Source organism: Caballeronia sp. INML3B, assembly GCF_023631305.1.
Lineage (GTDB): Bacteria > Pseudomonadota > Gammaproteobacteria > Burkholderiales > Burkholderiaceae > Caballeronia > Caballeronia turbans.
The window spans coordinates 76,102-92,588 of the sequence record NZ_JALQDI010000008.1 but is presented as its reverse complement, the minus strand read 5'-3'; the positions used below and the strand labels follow the sequence as shown (position 1 = coordinate 92,588).

13 protein-coding genes and 2 tRNA genes are annotated in these 16,487 nt (G+C 64.5%); 9 read left to right on the top strand and 6 right to left on the bottom strand.

The features are described from left to right. The first annotated feature begins 23 nt into the window (after positions 1 to 23). From msrB to NCS58_RS07425, 4 genes are all read left to right on the top strand, one after another. On the top strand, positions 24 to 440 hold the full coding sequence (gene msrB / locus NCS58_RS07440) for a peptide-methionine (R)-S-oxide reductase MsrB (RefSeq protein WP_061117362.1): 417 nt from the start codon (positions 24 to 26) through the stop codon (positions 438 to 440). A gap of 131 nt (positions 441 to 571) precedes the next feature. Beyond that, positions 572 to 1,108: a septation protein A gene (locus NCS58_RS07435; protein WP_250476623.1), complete on the top strand. Its 537-nt coding sequence runs from the start codon at positions 572 to 574 to the stop codon at positions 1,106 to 1,108. Next, the gene (locus tag NCS58_RS07430; RefSeq protein ID WP_250476622.1) at positions 1,105 to 1,419 is read left to right on the top strand and encodes a BolA family transcriptional regulator; all 315 of its coding nucleotides are present in this window, start codon (positions 1,105 to 1,107) and stop codon (positions 1,417 to 1,419) included. Before NCS58_RS07435 ends, NCS58_RS07430 begins: the two co-directional genes overlap by 4 nt. Positions 1,420 to 1,501: 82 nt before the next feature. Next, a complete protein-coding gene (locus tag NCS58_RS07425) occupies positions 1,502 to 2,284 on the top strand; it encodes a peptidylprolyl isomerase (RefSeq protein WP_061117365.1) in 783 nt (260 codons plus the stop codon). A gap of 132 nt (positions 2,285 to 2,416) precedes the next feature. Here the strand turns inward: NCS58_RS07425 and purL are convergent, their stop codons facing one another. After that, positions 2,417 to 6,454, bottom strand: coding sequence for a phosphoribosylformylglycinamidine synthase (gene purL / locus NCS58_RS07420; RefSeq protein WP_250538191.1), 4,038 nt, complete (start codon positions 6,452 to 6,454; stop codon positions 2,417 to 2,419). A 458-nt stretch (positions 6,455 to 6,912) separates the two neighbouring features. Here purL and NCS58_RS07415 point away from each other — a divergent pair, with 458 nt between their 5' ends. The 3 genes from NCS58_RS07415 (at position 6,913) to pgi (ending at position 11,706) form a co-directional block, all read left to right on the top strand. Further along, positions 6,913 to 8,205, top strand: coding sequence for an FAD-dependent oxidoreductase (locus NCS58_RS07415; RefSeq protein ID WP_250538190.1), 1,293 nt, complete (start codon positions 6,913 to 6,915; stop codon positions 8,203 to 8,205). 108 nt (positions 8,206 to 8,313) lie between these two features. Further along, a complete protein-coding gene (locus NCS58_RS07410) occupies positions 8,314 to 9,876 on the top strand; it encodes an NAD(P)H-hydrate dehydratase (protein WP_250476619.1) in 1,563 nt (520 codons plus the stop codon). 195 nt (positions 9,877 to 10,071) lie between these two features. Continuing rightward, positions 10,072 to 11,706, top strand: a complete 1,635-nt coding sequence (gene pgi / locus NCS58_RS07405; protein ID WP_250476618.1) for a glucose-6-phosphate isomerase — start codon at positions 10,072 to 10,074, stop codon at positions 11,704 to 11,706. 50 nt (positions 11,707 to 11,756) lie between these two features. Here the strand turns inward: pgi and NCS58_RS07400 are convergent, their stop codons facing one another. Beyond that, entirely contained in the window at positions 11,757 to 12,572 is an 816-nt protein-coding gene (locus NCS58_RS07400) for an ABC transporter ATP-binding protein (RefSeq protein ID WP_409219263.1), read from the bottom strand. Here NCS58_RS07400 and NCS58_RS07395 point away from each other — a divergent pair. Beyond that, positions 12,457 to 13,125, top strand: a complete 669-nt coding sequence (locus tag NCS58_RS07395; RefSeq protein WP_284502160.1) for an arylesterase — start codon at positions 12,457 to 12,459, stop codon at positions 13,123 to 13,125. The genes NCS58_RS07400 and NCS58_RS07395 overlap by 116 nt on opposite strands. Before the next feature lie 123 nt (positions 13,126 to 13,248). Continuing rightward, on the top strand, positions 13,249 to 13,590 hold the full coding sequence (locus NCS58_RS07390; protein WP_061117372.1) for a hypothetical protein: 342 nt from the start codon (positions 13,249 to 13,251) through the stop codon (positions 13,588 to 13,590). Positions 13,591 to 13,691: 101 nt separating this feature from the next. Here NCS58_RS07390 and NCS58_RS07385 read toward each other — a convergent pair whose 3' ends face one another. The 4 genes from NCS58_RS07385 to NCS58_RS07370 all read right to left on the bottom strand — a co-directional run bounded on the left by NCS58_RS07385 (position 13,692) and on the right by NCS58_RS07370 (position 16,482). After that, positions 13,692 to 15,617: a SurA N-terminal domain-containing protein gene (locus tag NCS58_RS07385; protein WP_250476617.1), complete on the bottom strand. Its 1,926-nt coding sequence runs from the start codon at positions 15,615 to 15,617 to the stop codon at positions 13,692 to 13,694. 282 nt (positions 15,618 to 15,899) lie between these two features. Next, positions 15,900 to 15,976: transfer RNA gene (locus NCS58_RS07380), tRNA-Asp, on the bottom strand. Positions 15,977 to 16,002: 26 nt separating this feature from the next. After that, positions 16,003 to 16,078 (bottom strand) — tRNA-Val (locus NCS58_RS07375). Between the two features lie 77 nt (positions 16,079 to 16,155). Continuing rightward, the gene (locus NCS58_RS07370) at positions 16,156 to 16,482 is read right to left on the bottom strand and encodes an HU family DNA-binding protein (protein ID WP_311394663.1); all 327 of its coding nucleotides are present in this window, start codon (positions 16,480 to 16,482) and stop codon (positions 16,156 to 16,158) included. Between the last annotated feature and the right edge of the window lie 5 nt (positions 16,483 to 16,487).

Below are 16,487 nucleotides of genomic sequence, written 5' to 3'. Positions count from 1 at the left end.
CCCGGCCAGACCAAAGGAAAGACATGAGCCACGACGACACCCCGACGAGCTATCCGCTGCAAAAGGACGACGCCACCTATCGCCGCGAACTCGACGACATGCAGTATCAGGTCACGCGCCACGCCGTCACCGAGCGTCCGTTCACCGGCAAATACTGGGATCACGACGAGCGCGGCGTCTATGATTGCGTCTGCTGCGGTACGCCGCTTTTCGAATCCGCCACAAAGTTCGATGCCGGCTGCGGCTGGCCGAGCTATTTCAAGCCGATCAACGGCGAAGTGATCCAGGAGAAAACCGACCGCTCGCACGGCATGCTTCGCATCGAAGTGCTGTGCAAGAACTGCGGCGCGCACCTCGGCCACGTATTCGAGGACGGCCCCGCGCCGACCGGTCTGCGGTATTGCATCAACTCGGCTGCGCTACAATTCGAACCCAAGTAAGCGCGAGCCCGGCACGCGCGCTCCGGGGAGCGACCGTGCATCAAGCCGTACCGGCGCCCGCTCCCGTTCGAGCGGGCGTTCTTTCCTCATGCGCCTCGCATCCATCCGATGCCCATCACGTCCGGACGCCAATGAAATTTCTGTTCGATCTGTTTCCGATCATTCTTTTTTTCGTCGCATTCAAGGTCTGGGGAATTTACACCGCGACGGCGGTCGCGATCGCGGCGACGCTCGTTCAGATCGCCTGGGTCGCGTTCCGTCATCGCAAGGTCGATCCGATGCTGTGGGTCAGTCTCGGCGTCGTCGTCGTATTCGGCGGCGCGACGCTCGTGCTGCACAACGACACCTTCATCAAATGGAAGCCGACAGCGCTCTACTGGCTGTTCGCGTTCGCGCTGATCGTCGCGCAAATCGGCTTCAAAAAGAATCTGATCGAGGCGATGATGGGCAAGCAGATCGTGCTGCCGCATCGCGTGTGGGGACAACTGAATCTCGCGTGGGCGGTGTTCTTCGCGCTGCTCGGCATCGTGAACCTTTTCGTCGCGTACAACTTCACCACGGATCAGTGGGTGAATTTCAAGCTCTTCGGCGCGACGGGCTGTCTCGTCGTGTTCATCGTCTTGCAGAGCTTCTGGCTCGCGAAGTACATGAAGGAGGACGGACAATGAGCGCATCGTTCGATTTCATGAGCGCGTCGGCGAACGACAAGATCAGGCATCTCGAAGCGCGTCTGACCGAGGCATTGCAACCGCAGTCGGTGCATATCGACGACGACAGCGCCGCGCACGCGGGCCACGCCGGCGCGGCCGCCGGCAGCCACTACACGGTGACGATCGTCGCGGCGTGCTTCGCCGGCAAGGCGCGCGTGGCGCGGCATCGACTGGTGTATGATGCGCTGGCCGAGGAAATGCGGCGCGGCGTGCACGCGCTCGCGATCCGGGCTTACACGCCGCAGGAGTTCGCAGAACAATTCGAATAGACACGCGCGCGCGTCACCGCTTAAGCCTTGCTTCTTGAAACTCGCCTTTAAAGGCGTCTGTTTGTTCAGTTAGGAACCTCCGATGACTTTGAAAAAAACCCGCGTCTGGGTGTTGCTGGCTGCGTTCGCGGCTGCGCCCGCCTTTGCGCAAAACGTCGCCGTCGTCAACGGCACGCCGATTCCCACGTCGCGCGCCGATGCGCTCGTGAAGCAGCTCGTCGCGCAGGGTCAGCAGAATTCGCCGCAGCTTCAGCAAGCTGTGCGCGAGGAACTCATCAACCGCGAAATCCTGATGCAGGAAGCCGCGCGCGAAGGCGTCGCGACGCGCCCCGATGTCAAGGCGCAGGTCGCGGTGGCGCAGCAGACCGTCGTGCTGCGCGCGCTCATCGAAGACTTCGTGAAGAAGAACACGCCGACCGACGCCGAGATCAAGGCGCGCTATGACCAGCTCGTCAAGCAGAACGGCGGCGGCAAGGAACTGCATCTGCATCACATCCTCGTCGAAGACGAAGCGCAGGCGAAGGACCTGATCGCGAAGATCAAGGCGGGCGCGAGCTTCGAGGATCTCGCCAAGCAATATTCGAAAGACCCGGGATCGGGCAAGAATGGCGGCGATCTGGACTGGTCGTCGCCTTCGGCTTATGTGCCGGAATTCGGCGCGGCCGCGGAGAAGCTGAAGAAGGGAGAAGTGACGCCGGCGCCGGTGAAGACGCAGTTCGGCTGGCACGTCATCCGCCTGGACGATTCGCGCGAAGTCGCCCCGCCGCCGCTCGATCAGGTCAAGACGCAGATCGCGCAGCAGATCCAGCAGGAAAAACTGCAGGCGTTCGAAGAAGGTCTGCGCAGCAAAGCGGTGATCAAGTAAGCGCGCTTGCTCGATCCTTCCGTTCGCCATCTGCGAGCCATGACAAAGCCGCCCTCGGGCGGCTTTGTTGCTTCTGGCTAGCGCTAAAAAAACGAAACACCCCTCGGGGTGTTTCGTCCGACGCCTTCGCAATCAGCCGAGGAAGCGTCGCGCGTTCTGGAAGGCCCGCAGCCACGGGCTGCCGTCGGTGGTCCAGTCATCGGGCGTCCAGCTCATCTGCACGTTGCGATGCACGCGCTCCATGTGCGGCATCAGCACGGTGAAGCGGCCATCGGGCGTCGTCACGGACGTGATGCCCTGCGGCGAGCCGTTCGGATTGAACGGATATTGCTCCGTCGCATTGCCGCGATGATCGACGTAGCGCATCGCGACAAGCGCCTGCGCCTGATCGCCCTGCTGCGAGAAGTCGGCGAAACCTTCGCCGTGCGCGACCGCCACCGGAATGCGCGAGCCTTCCATGCCGGCGAAGAAGATCGACGGCGAACGCTCGACCTCGACGAGCGAGAAGCGCGCCTCGAACTGCTCCGACTTGTTGCGCGTGAACTTCGGCCAGTTTTCCGCGCCCGGAATGATCGACGCGAGACTCGACATCATCTGGCAGCCGTTGCAGATGCCGAGCGCGAAGGTGTCGCCGCGGCCGAAGAACGCGGCGAACATGTCGGCGAGGCGTTGATTGAAGCGGATCGTCTTCGCCCAGCCCTCGCCCGCGCCCAGCACATCGCCGTATGAGAAGCCGCCGCACGCGACCGCGCCCGCGAAGTCGGCGAGCGTCGCGCGGCCCTCGAGCAGATCGCTCATGTGGACGTCGTGCGCGTCGAAGCCGGCACGGTCGAATGCGTAAGCTGTTTCGAGGTGCGAGTTCACGCCCTGCTCGCGCAGAATCGCGACACGCGGACGTTTTCCCGTCGCGATGAACGGCGCGGCGACGTCTTCGGCCGGATCGAAGGTTAGCTGAGGCGAAAGGCCCGGATCGGCGGCATCGAGCAGCGCGTCGTATTCGGCATCCGCGCAGGCCGGGTTGTCGCGCAGACGCGCGATGCGCCAGCTCACTTCGCTCCACGCGCGGTGCAGCTCGACGCGCGGTGCATCGAAAATCTTCTTCGCGTCGCGATAGATCTCGATCGCGCCGCTCTCGTTCGGCTTGCCGATCACATGCGAGCACGCCGACAAGCCATGCTCGCGCAGCGCGGCGAGCACCGCGTCGCGGTCCGATGCGCGCACCTGCACCACCGCGCCGAGTTCTTCCGAGAACAGCGCGCGGATCGTGCGGTCGTCGCGTCGGCCGCTCGTCTGCTTCGCCCAGTCCTTCGCGTCGCCGTAATCGGATTCGTGTTCGGCGTCGAGCATCAGCATGTCGACGTTCAGCGACACGCCAACATGACCCGCAAACGCCATTTCGCAGACCGTCGCCCACAGGCCGCCATCGGAGCGGTCATGGTAGGCGAGCAGCTTGCCTTCGGCGTTGAGCGCCTGGATCGCGGCGAAGAAACGCTTCAGATCCTCGGGGTCGTCGACGTCGGGCACCGCATCGCCGACCTGCTGCGTCACCTGCGCGAGGATGCTGCCACCCATGCGGTTGCGGCCGCGGCCCAGATCGATCGCGATCAGCACCGTGTTGGCGTCATTGACGAGCTGCGGCGTCAGATGACGGCGCACGTCTTCCACGGGCGCGAACGCCGAGATGATCAGCGACACCGGCGACACGACTTCGCGGGCACCGCCGCGCGCGTCCTGCCACTTGGTGCGCATGGACAGTGAATCCTTGCCGACCGGAATGCTGATGCCGAGCGCCGGACACAGCTCCATGCCGATCGCCTTCACCGTTTCATAGAGCGCGGCATCTTCACCCGCGCTGCCGCACGCGGCCATCCAGTTCGCCGACAGCTTCAGCTTGTTCAGCGATTCGATCGGCGCGGAGGCAATGTTCGTCACCGCTTCGCCCACCGCCATGCGTCCCGATGCGGGTGCGTCGATGACGGCGAGCGGCGTGCGCTCGGCCATCGTCATCGCTTCGCCGCGAAAGCCTGCGTAGTCCATCGTCGTGACGGCGCAATCGGCCACGGGCACCTGCCACGGGCCGACGAACTGATCACGCGCGGTCGTACCGCCGACCGAGCGGTCGCCGATGGTTATGAGGAACGACTTGCTCGCGACCGTGGGATGCTTAAGCACATCGACCGCCACCGCCGACAGCGGCAGACCGGTCACGTCGACCGGCGTGAACTGCGCGTGCTCGCGCTTCACGTCGCGATGCATCTTGGGCGGCTTGCCGAGCAGCACGTCCATCGGCATATCGACGGGTTCCTGACCTTCGTTCGCTTCGTCGATCAGCTTCAACTGCCGCTCTTCGGTCGCCACGCCAACGACTGCCACCGGGCAGCGTTCGCGTTCGCAGATCGCCTGAAACGCGGGCAGATCGGCGGGCGAGATCGCGAGGACATAACGTTCCTGCGCTTCGTTCGACCAGATTTCGCGCGGCGAGAGACCGCTTTCTTCGAGCTGGACCTTGCGCAGCTCGAAGCGCGCGCCTCTGCCCGCGCCATCGACGAGCTCCGGGAAGGCGTTCGAAATGCCGCCCGCGCCGACATCGTGAATCGACAGGATCGGATTGCCCTCGCCCATCTGCCAGCAGGTGTTGATGACTTCCTGCGCGCGGCGCTGGATTTCCGGATTGCCGCGCTGGACCGAATCGAAGTCGAGCTCGGCGGTGTTCGCGCCGGTCGCCATCGACGACGCCGCGCCGCCGCCCATGCCGATGCGCATGCCCGGACCGCCGATCTGGATCAGCAGCGTGCCGGCCGGCAGATCGTTCTTGTGCGTGTGCTGGTCCGAAATATTGCCGATGCCGCCCGCGATCATGATCGGCTTGTGATAGCCGCGCACGCGGCCCGCGACGTTCTGCTCGTAGGTGCGGAAATAGCCGCCGAGGTTCGGCCGGCCGAATTCGTTGTTGAAGGCCGCGGCGCCGATCGGCCCGTCGATCATGATCTGCAACGGCGAGGCGATGCGGTCGGGCCGGCCGTATGGCTCGTTCTGGTCGGCCGGATTGCGCGATGCGAGCGGCACCGCGGCATCGCGATCGTTTTCCCACATTTCGCGCGCGCCGGGCAAATCGAGGTTCGACACGGTGAAGCCGGCAAGACCGGCCTTCGGACGCGCGCCGCGGCCCGTCGCGCCTTCGTCGCGGATTTCGCCGCCGGAGCCCGTCGCCGCGCCCGCGAACGGGGAAATCGCGGTCGGGTGATTGTGCGTCTCGACCTTCATCAGCGTGTGGGTCAGTTCCACATGACGCTGATACTGCTCGTCGCGACCGCGCGGGAACCAGCGCTGCGCGATGCCGCCGCGCATGATCGCCGAGTTGTCCGAATACGCGACGATCGTGCCTTCGTGATTCAGCTTTTCGGTATTGCGGATCATCTGGAACAGCGACATGTCCTGCTTCTCGCCGTCGATGGTCCACTCGCCGTTGAAGATCTTGTGGCGGCAGTGTTCGCTGTTGGCCTGCGCGAACATCATCAGTTCGACGTCGGTCGGATTGCGCTTCAGCCCTTCGAATGCGTTCACCAGATAATCGATTTCGTCTTCCGCGAGCGCGAGGCCGAGTTCGGTGTTCGCGGCTTCGAGCGCCTTGCGTCCCGCGCCGATGATATCGACCGTCTGCAAGGGCTTGGCGGGCAGTTCATCGAAGAGATGCAGCGCCTGATCGCGCGATGCCGCGACGCTTTCCGTCATGCGGTCGTGCAACGCATCCGCGACGGCGGCGCGCGCTTCGTCCGACAGCGCCTTCTTGCCGCCGAGAAAGCCGCTTTTCATGATGACCGAGTACTCGACGCCGCGCTCGATGCGCCGCACCTTATCGAGCCCGCAGTGATGCGCGATGTCGGTCGCCTTGCTCGCCCACGGCGAAACCGTGCCGAAGCGCGGCACGACCAGGAAGGTCTCGACCTGGCCGCGCTCCTGCGATGCGTCGAAAGGCGCGCCGTAGTGCATCAGCGCATCGATGCGGCTGTTGTCATCGTCGGTGAGCGGCTCGGACGCGTTGACGAAATGCAGGAACTGACCGCGCACGCCGACGATATTCGCGTCGATGCGGGCGAGCGTTTCGAGAAGGCGGGTTTGACGAAAATCGGAGAGGGCCGAAGCGCCGGGGAAACACGAGAAGTGGGCCATTGTGACGGTGCGTCGATGACGTCTGTGTGCCGCTCGCGCGACGCTCGCTTTTTTGCGAATCGAAAAAATCGCAAATTCGGACTCGAGCGCGCAAAACGGCGTGAGGCGAAAGGAAGACCGCGATTATAACCCGGAAGCGTCTCGAAATCGGGCCGGGCGGTCCGTCCCGGCGCTGTGCGGCGGCGCGCGGCGAGGCGAACCCAATCGGTTCTCATCCCGAAATCACCTGGACGCACAAGGCCGGGGCAAACTTGATGAGTCGCGCACCGCATGACCGCGCGGCTTGCCGTCCCTCGCAAACGATTTTGGCGCTATCATGGCGCGCTCTTCGGGTCCGGCGCGCCGAGCCGCGCTTCAGGATCCGTCGTTTTACCGTCAAGGCGCGCGGCGTCGGGCGCTTCGCTCCCGCGCGTCACACGCGCAGCACTGCAATCTCGCGCCTTCGGGCACAAAAAGTCATGGATGTCATCGTCATCGGCGGAGGAATCGCCGGCATCGCCACCGCCTGCCAGTTGCACGCGGCAGGTCATCGCGTTTGCGTGATCGAGCGCCACGCGACCGTCGCGCAAGGCGCCACCTACGGCCAGGGCGGCGCACTGCTGCCATCGCCGCTCGATGCCTGGTTCGGGCCGACCTTCATGGCATCGAGCCGCTCGAAGCAAAGCGGCATGGTGGTCAAGACCGGGTTCGACTCGGCCGCCCGCGATTTCATCAAGCAACTCGCGGCGCTTCGCGATCCCGAGGCGTTCGCTGCGCAGTACGCGCATCTGCAGCCGCTCGTCGATCTGTCGCGGCGCGTGCTGGCGGACATCGAAAGCCGCCTGGAACTCGATTTCGAACAACGCCGCGGCATGCTGCACGTGTTCCGGCAGCCGCGCGAGCTCGAAGACGCGCAACCGGCCATCGATCTGCTCAAGGGCTGCGGCGTGCCGTATCGGCTGCTGACGCCCGAGGAATGCGTCGCCGTCGAACCTTCCGTGCCGGACTACCCCGAGTTCGCGGGCGGCGTGCTGCTGCCCGAGGAGCGCACCGCGAACTGCCCGCTTTTCACCAAGCAACTGAAGCAGGTGCTCGAAGACGATGGCGTGCAGTTCCGCATGCACCGGAGCGTCGCGTCGGTGCGGCTCGACGGCGCGCGCGCCGCCGTCGAGCTCGCCGATCCGAGCGAGGGCAAGAAGCGCAGCGCCGAGGTCGAGCTGATCACCGCGGACGCGATCGTCGTCGCGGCGGGCACCGGCACGCCCGGGCTCATCGGCGGCATCCGGTCGGCGTCCTCGCTTTTTCCGCTGCGCGTGCACACGCTGACTGCGCCCGTCGCCTATGAGGAGCGCGTGCCGCATCTCACGGTCGTCGATACGATCAAGCGCATCACGATGACGCGCGTGAACCAGCGGCTGCGCGTGGGCGGCGCGGGCGTGTTTCAGAGCGCCTCCAAAGCCGACAAGCCGCTCGACGCCACGCTGGCCCGGCGCGCGCTCGATTTGCTCGGTCAGGGCACGCACGACTGGATTCCGGGCGCGGCGCGAGTGTCCGCCGCGCGCGCGTGGGATGGTTTGCGACTGATCACCGCCGACGGGCTGCCGGTCGTCGGCGCGACGCGCCATCCGCGGCTTTTCGTCAACGCGGCGCACGGCCCGGCCGGCTGGGGCCTCGCATGCGGGTCTGCTAAAGTGATCGCGGACCTCGTCTCCGGCGTTACGCCCGACATTCCCGCCAGCGCGCTCGCGGCGATGAGCATCGAGCGCTTCTAGCAAGCAGCAGTCACCGCGCGGCGCGCACCGCCGCGACGGGCACGATTGCTGCGGCGACGCCGGATTCCCGACCGACTCGATTCTCGAAGCGCCCTTCCGCCCGCCGCCATGACCGCTGCCCGCTCACCCTACTTCAGCCCCAAAGACGATCCCCTCGCGCTGCTGACGCTTACCGAGCTGCGCGCGCTCGAAGCGCGTGCGGCTGCGGCGCTGCCGCCGCACACGCTGATGGCGCGCGCGGGGGCGGCCGCCGCGCAATGCCTCATCGACGTGCTCGAGAACGATCCCGACTCCCGCGCACGGCCGGTGTGGCTCGTGGCCGGCCCCGGCAACAACGGCGGCGACGCGCTCGTGATGGCGGAGCAACTGCATCGCGCCGGCATTGCGGTACGTGTGTGCATGCCGGTCGAGGTCAAGCCCGACGACGCACGCTGGGCGCTCGAATCGGCGCGCGCTGCGGGCGTGCCGATCGACGGCCAGCCGCCCGCATCGTTCGACGGCTTCGGCTGGCTCGTCGACGGCATGTTCGGCATCGGCCTCACGCGCGCGCTCGACGGCGTATTCGCGGATATCGCCGCGCGCATGGCGCGCCGTTCCAGCGCTTCAGGCCGCGTGCTCGCGCTCGACATCGCAAGCGGCCTGAACAGCGACACCGGCACACCCGTGAACGGCGGCGAAGCCGTGCGCGCGACGGACACCATCACGTTCATCGGCGCGAAGCCGGGGCATTTCACGTCGCAAGGCCGCGATCTGACGGGACGGCTCTTCGTGTCGACGCTGGAGGTCGATTCGAGCACCGCGCCTTCGATCACGCTTAACGCGCCCGCACTCTTCGGCGCATGCATGCCGCCGCGCGACAACGCGACCAACAAGGGCACGTTCGGCTCGCTCGCGGTCATCGGCGGCGACACCGGCATGTGCGGCGCGCCGATTCTCGCCGCGCGCATGGCGCTCTACGGCGGCGCGGGAAAGGTTCACGTCGCGTTTCTGGGCGAAGGCTTTCCGCCCTATGATCCGCCGCATCCCGAGCTGATGCTGCATCGCGCCGCCGGCTTCGCGCCCGACACGATGGACGCGCTGTCCATCGGCTGCGGCATGGGCACGAGCGAGCGCGCGAAAAACGTGCTGGCGGACGCGCTCAAGCTCGACATCCCGAAGCTGCTCGATGCCGACGCGCTCAATCTCGTCGCCAAAGACGACGCGCTCGCCTCCGCCGTCGCGACACGCGGCGCCAAGGGCGATCCGTGCATCCTGACGCCGCATCCGCTCGAAGCGGCGCGTCTCTTGCAGACTGACGCGAAATCCGTTCAGGCCGACCGCATCGCCGCCGCGCGCCAGCTCGCCGCGCGCTATGCGGCGATCGCGGTGCTCAAGGGCTCGGGCACCGTAATCGCGTCGTCCGACGGACGTGTCTGCGTGAATCCAACCGGCAACGCCGGTCTCGCGACAGGCGGCACCGGCGACGTGCTCGGCGGATTGATCGGAGCATTGCTCGCGCAGAAACTGCCGGCCTACGAAGCCGCGCTCGCGGGCGTCTATCTGCATGGCCTTGCCGCGCAGACACTTACCGACGACGGCATGGGCCCGGCGGGATTGACCGCGGGCGAACTCGCGCCGGCCGTGCGCGGTCTCATCAACCGCCGCTTTTACGCGCAGCACGCGCGAAGCTGAAGGCTTGCGGGCGCACGCCCGCGAAGTCCCCGTGACGCTTTGCAAGCATCCGGTCATGCATCGTCGCTATACTCTTTTTTGATTCGGGCAACCGCGGCCGTTTAGTCGCGTTCACCAAACACGACACGCACAGGCAAGCCGAGCCGCAATCGCACGAACGTATTCCTCTGTCACTCTCAGACTATCGGACCGCTCATGACCCAAAACTCGATGCTCAATTCGCTTCCTGCCTGGTCGGCGCTCCAGTCGCATTACGATGCCATCTCCGGCGAGCGCCTGCGCGACTGGTTCGGGCCTCAGAACGACACCGCGCCGACGCGCGCCGAGCGCTTGACCTTCGAAGGCGGCGGCCTCGCAATCGACTTCTCCAAGAACCGCGTCAAGGACGAAACGCTCAAGCTGCTCGTCGAGGTCGCCCAGCAGGCCAAGGTCACCGAACGCCGCGACGCGATGTTCCGTGGCGATATCGTCAACATCACCGAACATCGCGCGGTGCTGCATACCGCGCTGCGCGCGCAGTCGCCCGACGCGCCTTTCTACGAGCAGGTGCAGAAGGAAAAGGCCAAAATGGCCGCCTTCTCCGATCGCGTGCGCGACGGCTCATGGAAAGGCTATAGCGGCAAGCGCATCCGTCACGTCGTAAACATCGGTATCGGCGGCTCGGACCTCGGACCGAAGATGGTCGTGCATGCGCTGCATCATCTCGCTTCGAAGGATCTCGACACGCACTTCGTATCGAACGTCGACGGCGCCGATCTCTGGAACGTCCTTCAGCAAGTCGACGCCGAGGAGACGCTGGCGATCGTCGTCTCCAAGACCTTCACGACGCTCGAGACGATGACCAACGCGCATTCGATGCGCGACTGGTTCCTGAAGTCCGGCTGTCCCGACGATCAGTTGTCGAAGCATTTCGTTGGCGTCTCGGCGAATCCGGCTGAAGTCGTCAAGTTCGGTATCGCGAAAGAAAACGTGTTCGAGATGTGGGACTGGGTCGGCGGCCGTTACTCGCTGTGGTCGGCGGTGGGTCTCTCGATCATGCTGTCGGTCGGCCCGAAAAATTTCGACGCGCTCCTGCAAGGCGCGGCTGCGATGGACGAGCACTTCCGCACCGCCCCGCTCGACAGGAACCTGCCCGTGCTGATGGGCATGATCGGCATCTGGTATCGCAACTTTTTTGGCTCGCAGAGCGATCTGGTGGCGCCGTATTCGCAGGCGCTGCACTATCTGCCTTCATACCTCCAGCAGCTCGAGATGGAGAGCAACGGCAAGTCCGCGCGGCTCGACGGCAAGATGGTCGACTATCCGACGGCGGCCGTCATCTGGGGCGAGCCGGGCACGAACGGCCAGCACGCGTTCTTCCAGATGCTGCATCAGGGCCCCACGCTCATCCCGATCGACTTCATCGCCGTGCTGACGCCGGAGCATCCGCTCGTCGATCATCACGCGAAGCTGCTCGCCAACTGCTTTGCGCAGAGCGAAGCGCTGATGCTCGGCCGCACGCTGGAAGAAGCAAAGAAGGTTGCCGGTCCTGGCAAGGAAGAACTGGCGACGCATCTGAGCTTCCCCGGCAACCGGCCAACCACGACCATCATGCTCGATGCCCTCACGCCGCAGACGCTCGGCGCGCTCATCGCGCTCTACGAGCACAAGGTGCTCGTGCAGGGCACGGTGTGGGACATCAACTCGTTCGATCAGTGGGGCGTTGAGCTCGGCAAGATTCTCGGCAAGGTCGTCGAGGCCGATATCACTGCCGCGAGCGTCGATCCGGCCAGGCACGACTCGTCGACATCGGCGTTGATCGCGCGTGCGCGCAAGGCGCTGAAGCGCTGACGCTCCCGTAGTCGTCGATGGCCCGCGACGCTTGCGCGTTGCGGGCTTTTTTACACGCCGAGACCGTTGACGAGGCGCCCCGCTTCGATCGTCACCGTGGCATCGCAACGCTCGGCGAGTTCCTGATCGTGCGTAACCAGCACGAGCGTCGCGCCGTTGCGCCGATTCATCTCGAACATCAGGTCGATGATTGCGCAGCCGGTTGCGGCGTCGAGGCTGCCGGTGGGTTCGTCGGCGAAGAGCACGACAGGATGCGTGACGAACGCGCGCGCGAGCGCGACGCGCTGCTGTTCGCCGCCGGAAAGCAGCTTCGGATAATGGCCGGTGCGTTGCGACAGCCCGACCTGATCGAGCAGCGAACGGGCGCGCGCGGCGATTTCGCTGTGCGGAGTCTGAGCGCGCAACTCGAGGGGCAGCATGACGTTCTCGAGCGCGGTCAGATGCGGCATCAACTGGAACGACTGGAACACGAAGCCGACCGCGCCGCTTCTGAGCGCGGCGCGTTCGTCTTCGTTCAACGTGGCCAACTCCTTGCCAAGCAGACGAACCGAGCCCTCGCTCGCGCTGTCCAATCCGGCGAGCAAGCCGAGCAATGTCGACTTGCCCGAGCCCGATGCTCCGACGATCGCGACGCTGCTACCCTTCGCAATCGACAGATCGACCTGATCGAGAATCGTGAGTTCGCCCGTTGCGTCCTTCACTCGCTTGCTTAATCCCCGAACTTCGATGACCGGCTCGATATTGTTTTGCATGGACACCTTGAAAAAGAACTTGCGCGGCTTTGCGACCGCCGCGCTGATGGCGGCATGTTGTGCGACCGCGCACGCGGCAGACGCGCGGGCGGCATCGCAACCGAAGCCCGCAATCGTCGTGCTGGGCGATAGTCTGTCGGCCGAATACGGTCTGCCGCGCGACACTGGCTGGGTGAATCTGCTGCGCGAGAAGCTGGCGAAGGAGCGTTTCGATTATAGCGTCGCCAATTCGAGCATCAGCGGCGACACCACGAGCGGCGGGCGCGCGCGTCTGACCGCGGTGCTGTCGCGCATCAAGCCGGCTGTCGTAATCGTCGAACTCGGCGCGAACGACGCGTTGCGTGGCGTGCCGCTCGCGACGACGGAGACGAATCTGCGCAGCATCGTCGAGGCATCGCAGGCCGCGCATGCGAAGGTTTTACTCATCGGCATGTACGTTCCACCCAATTACGGCCCCGACTACACGCAAAAGTTCCACGCGGTCTACGAGCGTATCGCGAAGGACAAGAACGTGCCGCTCGTGCCGTTTCTGCTTGCCGGCATCGCGGACAAGCCTGCCATGTTCCAGGCCGACCAGATTCATCCGACCGTGCAGGCCCAGCCTTTGCTGTTGGATAACGTCTGGCCAACCTTGAAACCCTTGCTGGGCGCCAGTGCGTCGCATTAACGAAGACGCCGGACGCGACAGCTTCAGCAACCGACGCGGAGCATGGCCAAGATTCAGATATCTGAGACTTTCGCGTAACTCTTATAACCCCGCTCGTCGTGAGCGACTCTACAAGGAGGTCACGTGAAATTTATTCCTCTTCTCGCCCTGACCGTTGCGATTTCGGCCTGTGCTGCTCAGCCGCCCGCCGGTGTGCAGCAAGTCGGCACGAGCCAGAAGGCGCCGAAGGTCGTCGCGCAATGCGTCGCCCAGAAATGGGCGGACTCGTCGCAGCAGCAGGTCGTGTCGCAGAACACGCTCGCGAACGATCAGGCCGTCGACGTGTACGTGCCCGGCCAGCAACCGCCGACCGGCGCGGCGGCCATTGTCCGCCCGGCATGGTCGGGTTCGGGCACGTGGGTCGGTTTCCGCGCCTCGGGCGCTGCCGGCAGTCAGGCAACCGGCGATATCCAGGCTTGCCTGTAACCGAAGCTCGGACGGCTGCTTGCTGCCTCATGGCGGCATGCCAAACAAAAAAGCCCCGCATTCTTTCGGAAGCGGGGCTTTTTTTATGAAGCCAGGATCGATCAGTTCGACGACGACGGCGGGGGCGCCTGGCTCAGCTTGACCTTCGAGCGCGCCTTCAACGCGTTGATGTACGCCTCCATGTCGGCCTGCGCGTAGACCTGCGCGACCTGCTGCTGCGCGCCCGCGAGGCGATCGGCTGCGACCGGCGTACCCTTTTCGATCCCGTTCACGCGATAAATCGCGTAGCCGTCCGCGCCGAGATCCACGCCGACATAAGCCGGAAGTTTCGATGCGTCCACCTTGAAGATCGCGCTCAGCGCGGCGGGCGGCAAGCCTTGCGCGTCGTTACGCGAGACCGTGACCGGCGACGTGAAGCCATCGGCCGACTTCGACTTCTGCAGGTCCGCCAGCTTCGCTTCGCCGTCCTTCTTTGCCATCGCAGCGGCCAGTTCCGCGACCACCTTCTTGCGGACGTCGTCCTTTACGACGTCGAACGCCGGGACGGAAGACGCCTTGTAGTCGGTCACGCGCGCGGCAATCAGCGTGTTGTTGCCGACGTCGATGGCCTGCGTGTTGTTGCGATCCTTCACCGCGTCCGGCGCGAAGACGGCCGTGAGGAACTTCGGATTGTTGAGCGGATTGTCCTGTGGCAATTGCGGATTCGGCTTCGGGCCGACCGTCGCCGTCTGGATCGTGAGCTTGTATTTGTCCGCGGCGGGTTGCAGCGACTTCGCCTTCTCGTAGACGAGGTCGGTGAAGCCCTGCGCGTCTTCCGCGAAGCCCTTCGTGCCTTGCTGGGCCGCATAGTCCTTCGCGAGCGAGTCCTTCACTTCGTCGAACGGTCTTGTGACCGATGGCTTAACGTCGGTCGCCTGGATGATGTGATAGCCGAAATCCGATTCGACGATATTGCTCACCTCGCCCTTCTTCAGGCCGAATGCGGCATCGTCGAATGCCTTGCCGCCCGCGATCTGCCCATGCGCGAAGTAGCCGAGATCGCCGCCCTTGCTCGCCGAGCCAGGATCGTCCGAGTTCTTCTGCGCGATCTGCGCGAACTGGTCGGGATGAGCCTTGACTTGCGCGAGCAGTTCTTCGGCTTTCTGCTTCGCCTTCGCCTTGTCGGCCGCGCTCGCGTCCTTCGGCGCGTTCACGAGAATGTGGCTCGCGCGCACTTCCGCTTCCGTCCGATAGCGCTGAATGTTCTCGTCGTAATACTTCTTGAGATCGGCGTCACTCGGCTTCGATGCCGCCGCGACCGTCGACGGCGACAGCAGGAGATACTGGATCGTGGCCGTCTCGGGCGTCGCGAAGTCGTTGCGATGCGCGTCGTAGTATGCCGTGAGCTGCGCGTCGGTCGGCTGGATCTTCGCGGTGTAATCGGCCGTGCGCAGCGACAGGCCTTGCACCGAGCGCTTCTGCTCTGCAAGTTCCGTCAGGCTCTGTGCGAGCGACTTCGACGTGAACGAAGTCGCCTGGATGCTGCCCGGAATCTGCTCGGTCGCGATCGTGTAGCGCATGCGCTCGTCGTACTGCGCGGGCGTCATGCCCTGCATCGCGAGCAGTTGCTTGTAGCGATCGAGGTCGATGCTGCCGTCGGGCTTCTTCAGCGACGAAATCACCGGATCGGAAAGCAGCGCGCGACGCACGGCGTCATCCGACGCGGTCAGATGCAGACGCTGCGTTTCGTCGGCCATCGCGCGTTGCTGCACGAGACTGTCGACCATCGCGGCGCGTGCCTCGGGCGTGTCGAACATCTTGGCGTCGAACTGTGCGCCGAGCATCGAGCGGGCGCGGTCCACTTGCTGACGGAAGGCGCTGTCGAACTCGGCGCGCGTGATCTTGTGGCCATTCACGCTGGCGACGTAGGAACTCTCGTCGAAATAGTTGCTGAAGCCCTGAATCCCGACCATGCCCAGACCGGGCACGACGATCAGGATTAGCAGAGCCATCATCAGGCGCTGGTGATTACGGAAGAAGTCGAGCATGCGTAACGCTGCGTGGTTATAACAAAACGCTCGATATTACAACAGTGGGCGGGGAAAAGGCGAAAGGCGGGTGGGATTTGCGTTGCCCAAGGCGAAATTGTCGTGCTGATCCTTGTAATTAAAGGTGTCGCGCCCCAGGATGCCGCCCTGGGCGGCGCATCCAAGTGCTCGGAACCGTGCTTCTTTGACGCAATCATTAGTATTCTTAACGACAGCGCGAGCGCACGTAAAACAAAAAAGTCCCGCAAGCAATGCAGCTTGCAGGACTTTTTTGTTTGATTCTGGCGGAGCGGACGGGACTCGAACCCGCGACCCCCGGCGTGACAGGCCGGTATTCTAACCAACTGAACTACCGCTCCTGGGTAGCGCGCAATGAACTGAGACCTGGTGGGTGCTGAGAGGCTCGAACTCCCGACCTACGCCTTGTAAGGGCGCCGCTCTACCAACTGAGCTAAGCACCCGGTCCGCAAATTCACTCGGTTTGCGCCTCGTTAAACTTAACGCTTCGTTTTGAGAAGCGCCGCATCCAGCGAGTCCGCTAGTTTAGCGCATCCTTCAGCGCTTTGCCAGGGCGAAATTTCGGAACCTTCGCGGCCTTGATCTTGATCGCGTCGCCCGTGCGCGGATTGCGGCCCGTGCGCGCAGTGCGCTTACCGACGGCGAACGTGCCGAAGCCGACGAGCGTCACGGTGCCGCCCTTCTTCAGCGTTGCGCTTACGCCGCCGATCACCGCTTCGAGCGCTCGGCCGGCGGCGGCCTTGGAGATATCGGCTTGCTGCGCGATATGGTCGATCAGTTCCGTCTTGTTCATTGTGATCCCCGAATCAGTATTGGCACGTTTTAATCGATCTGGTCCAGCATCGATGCGAA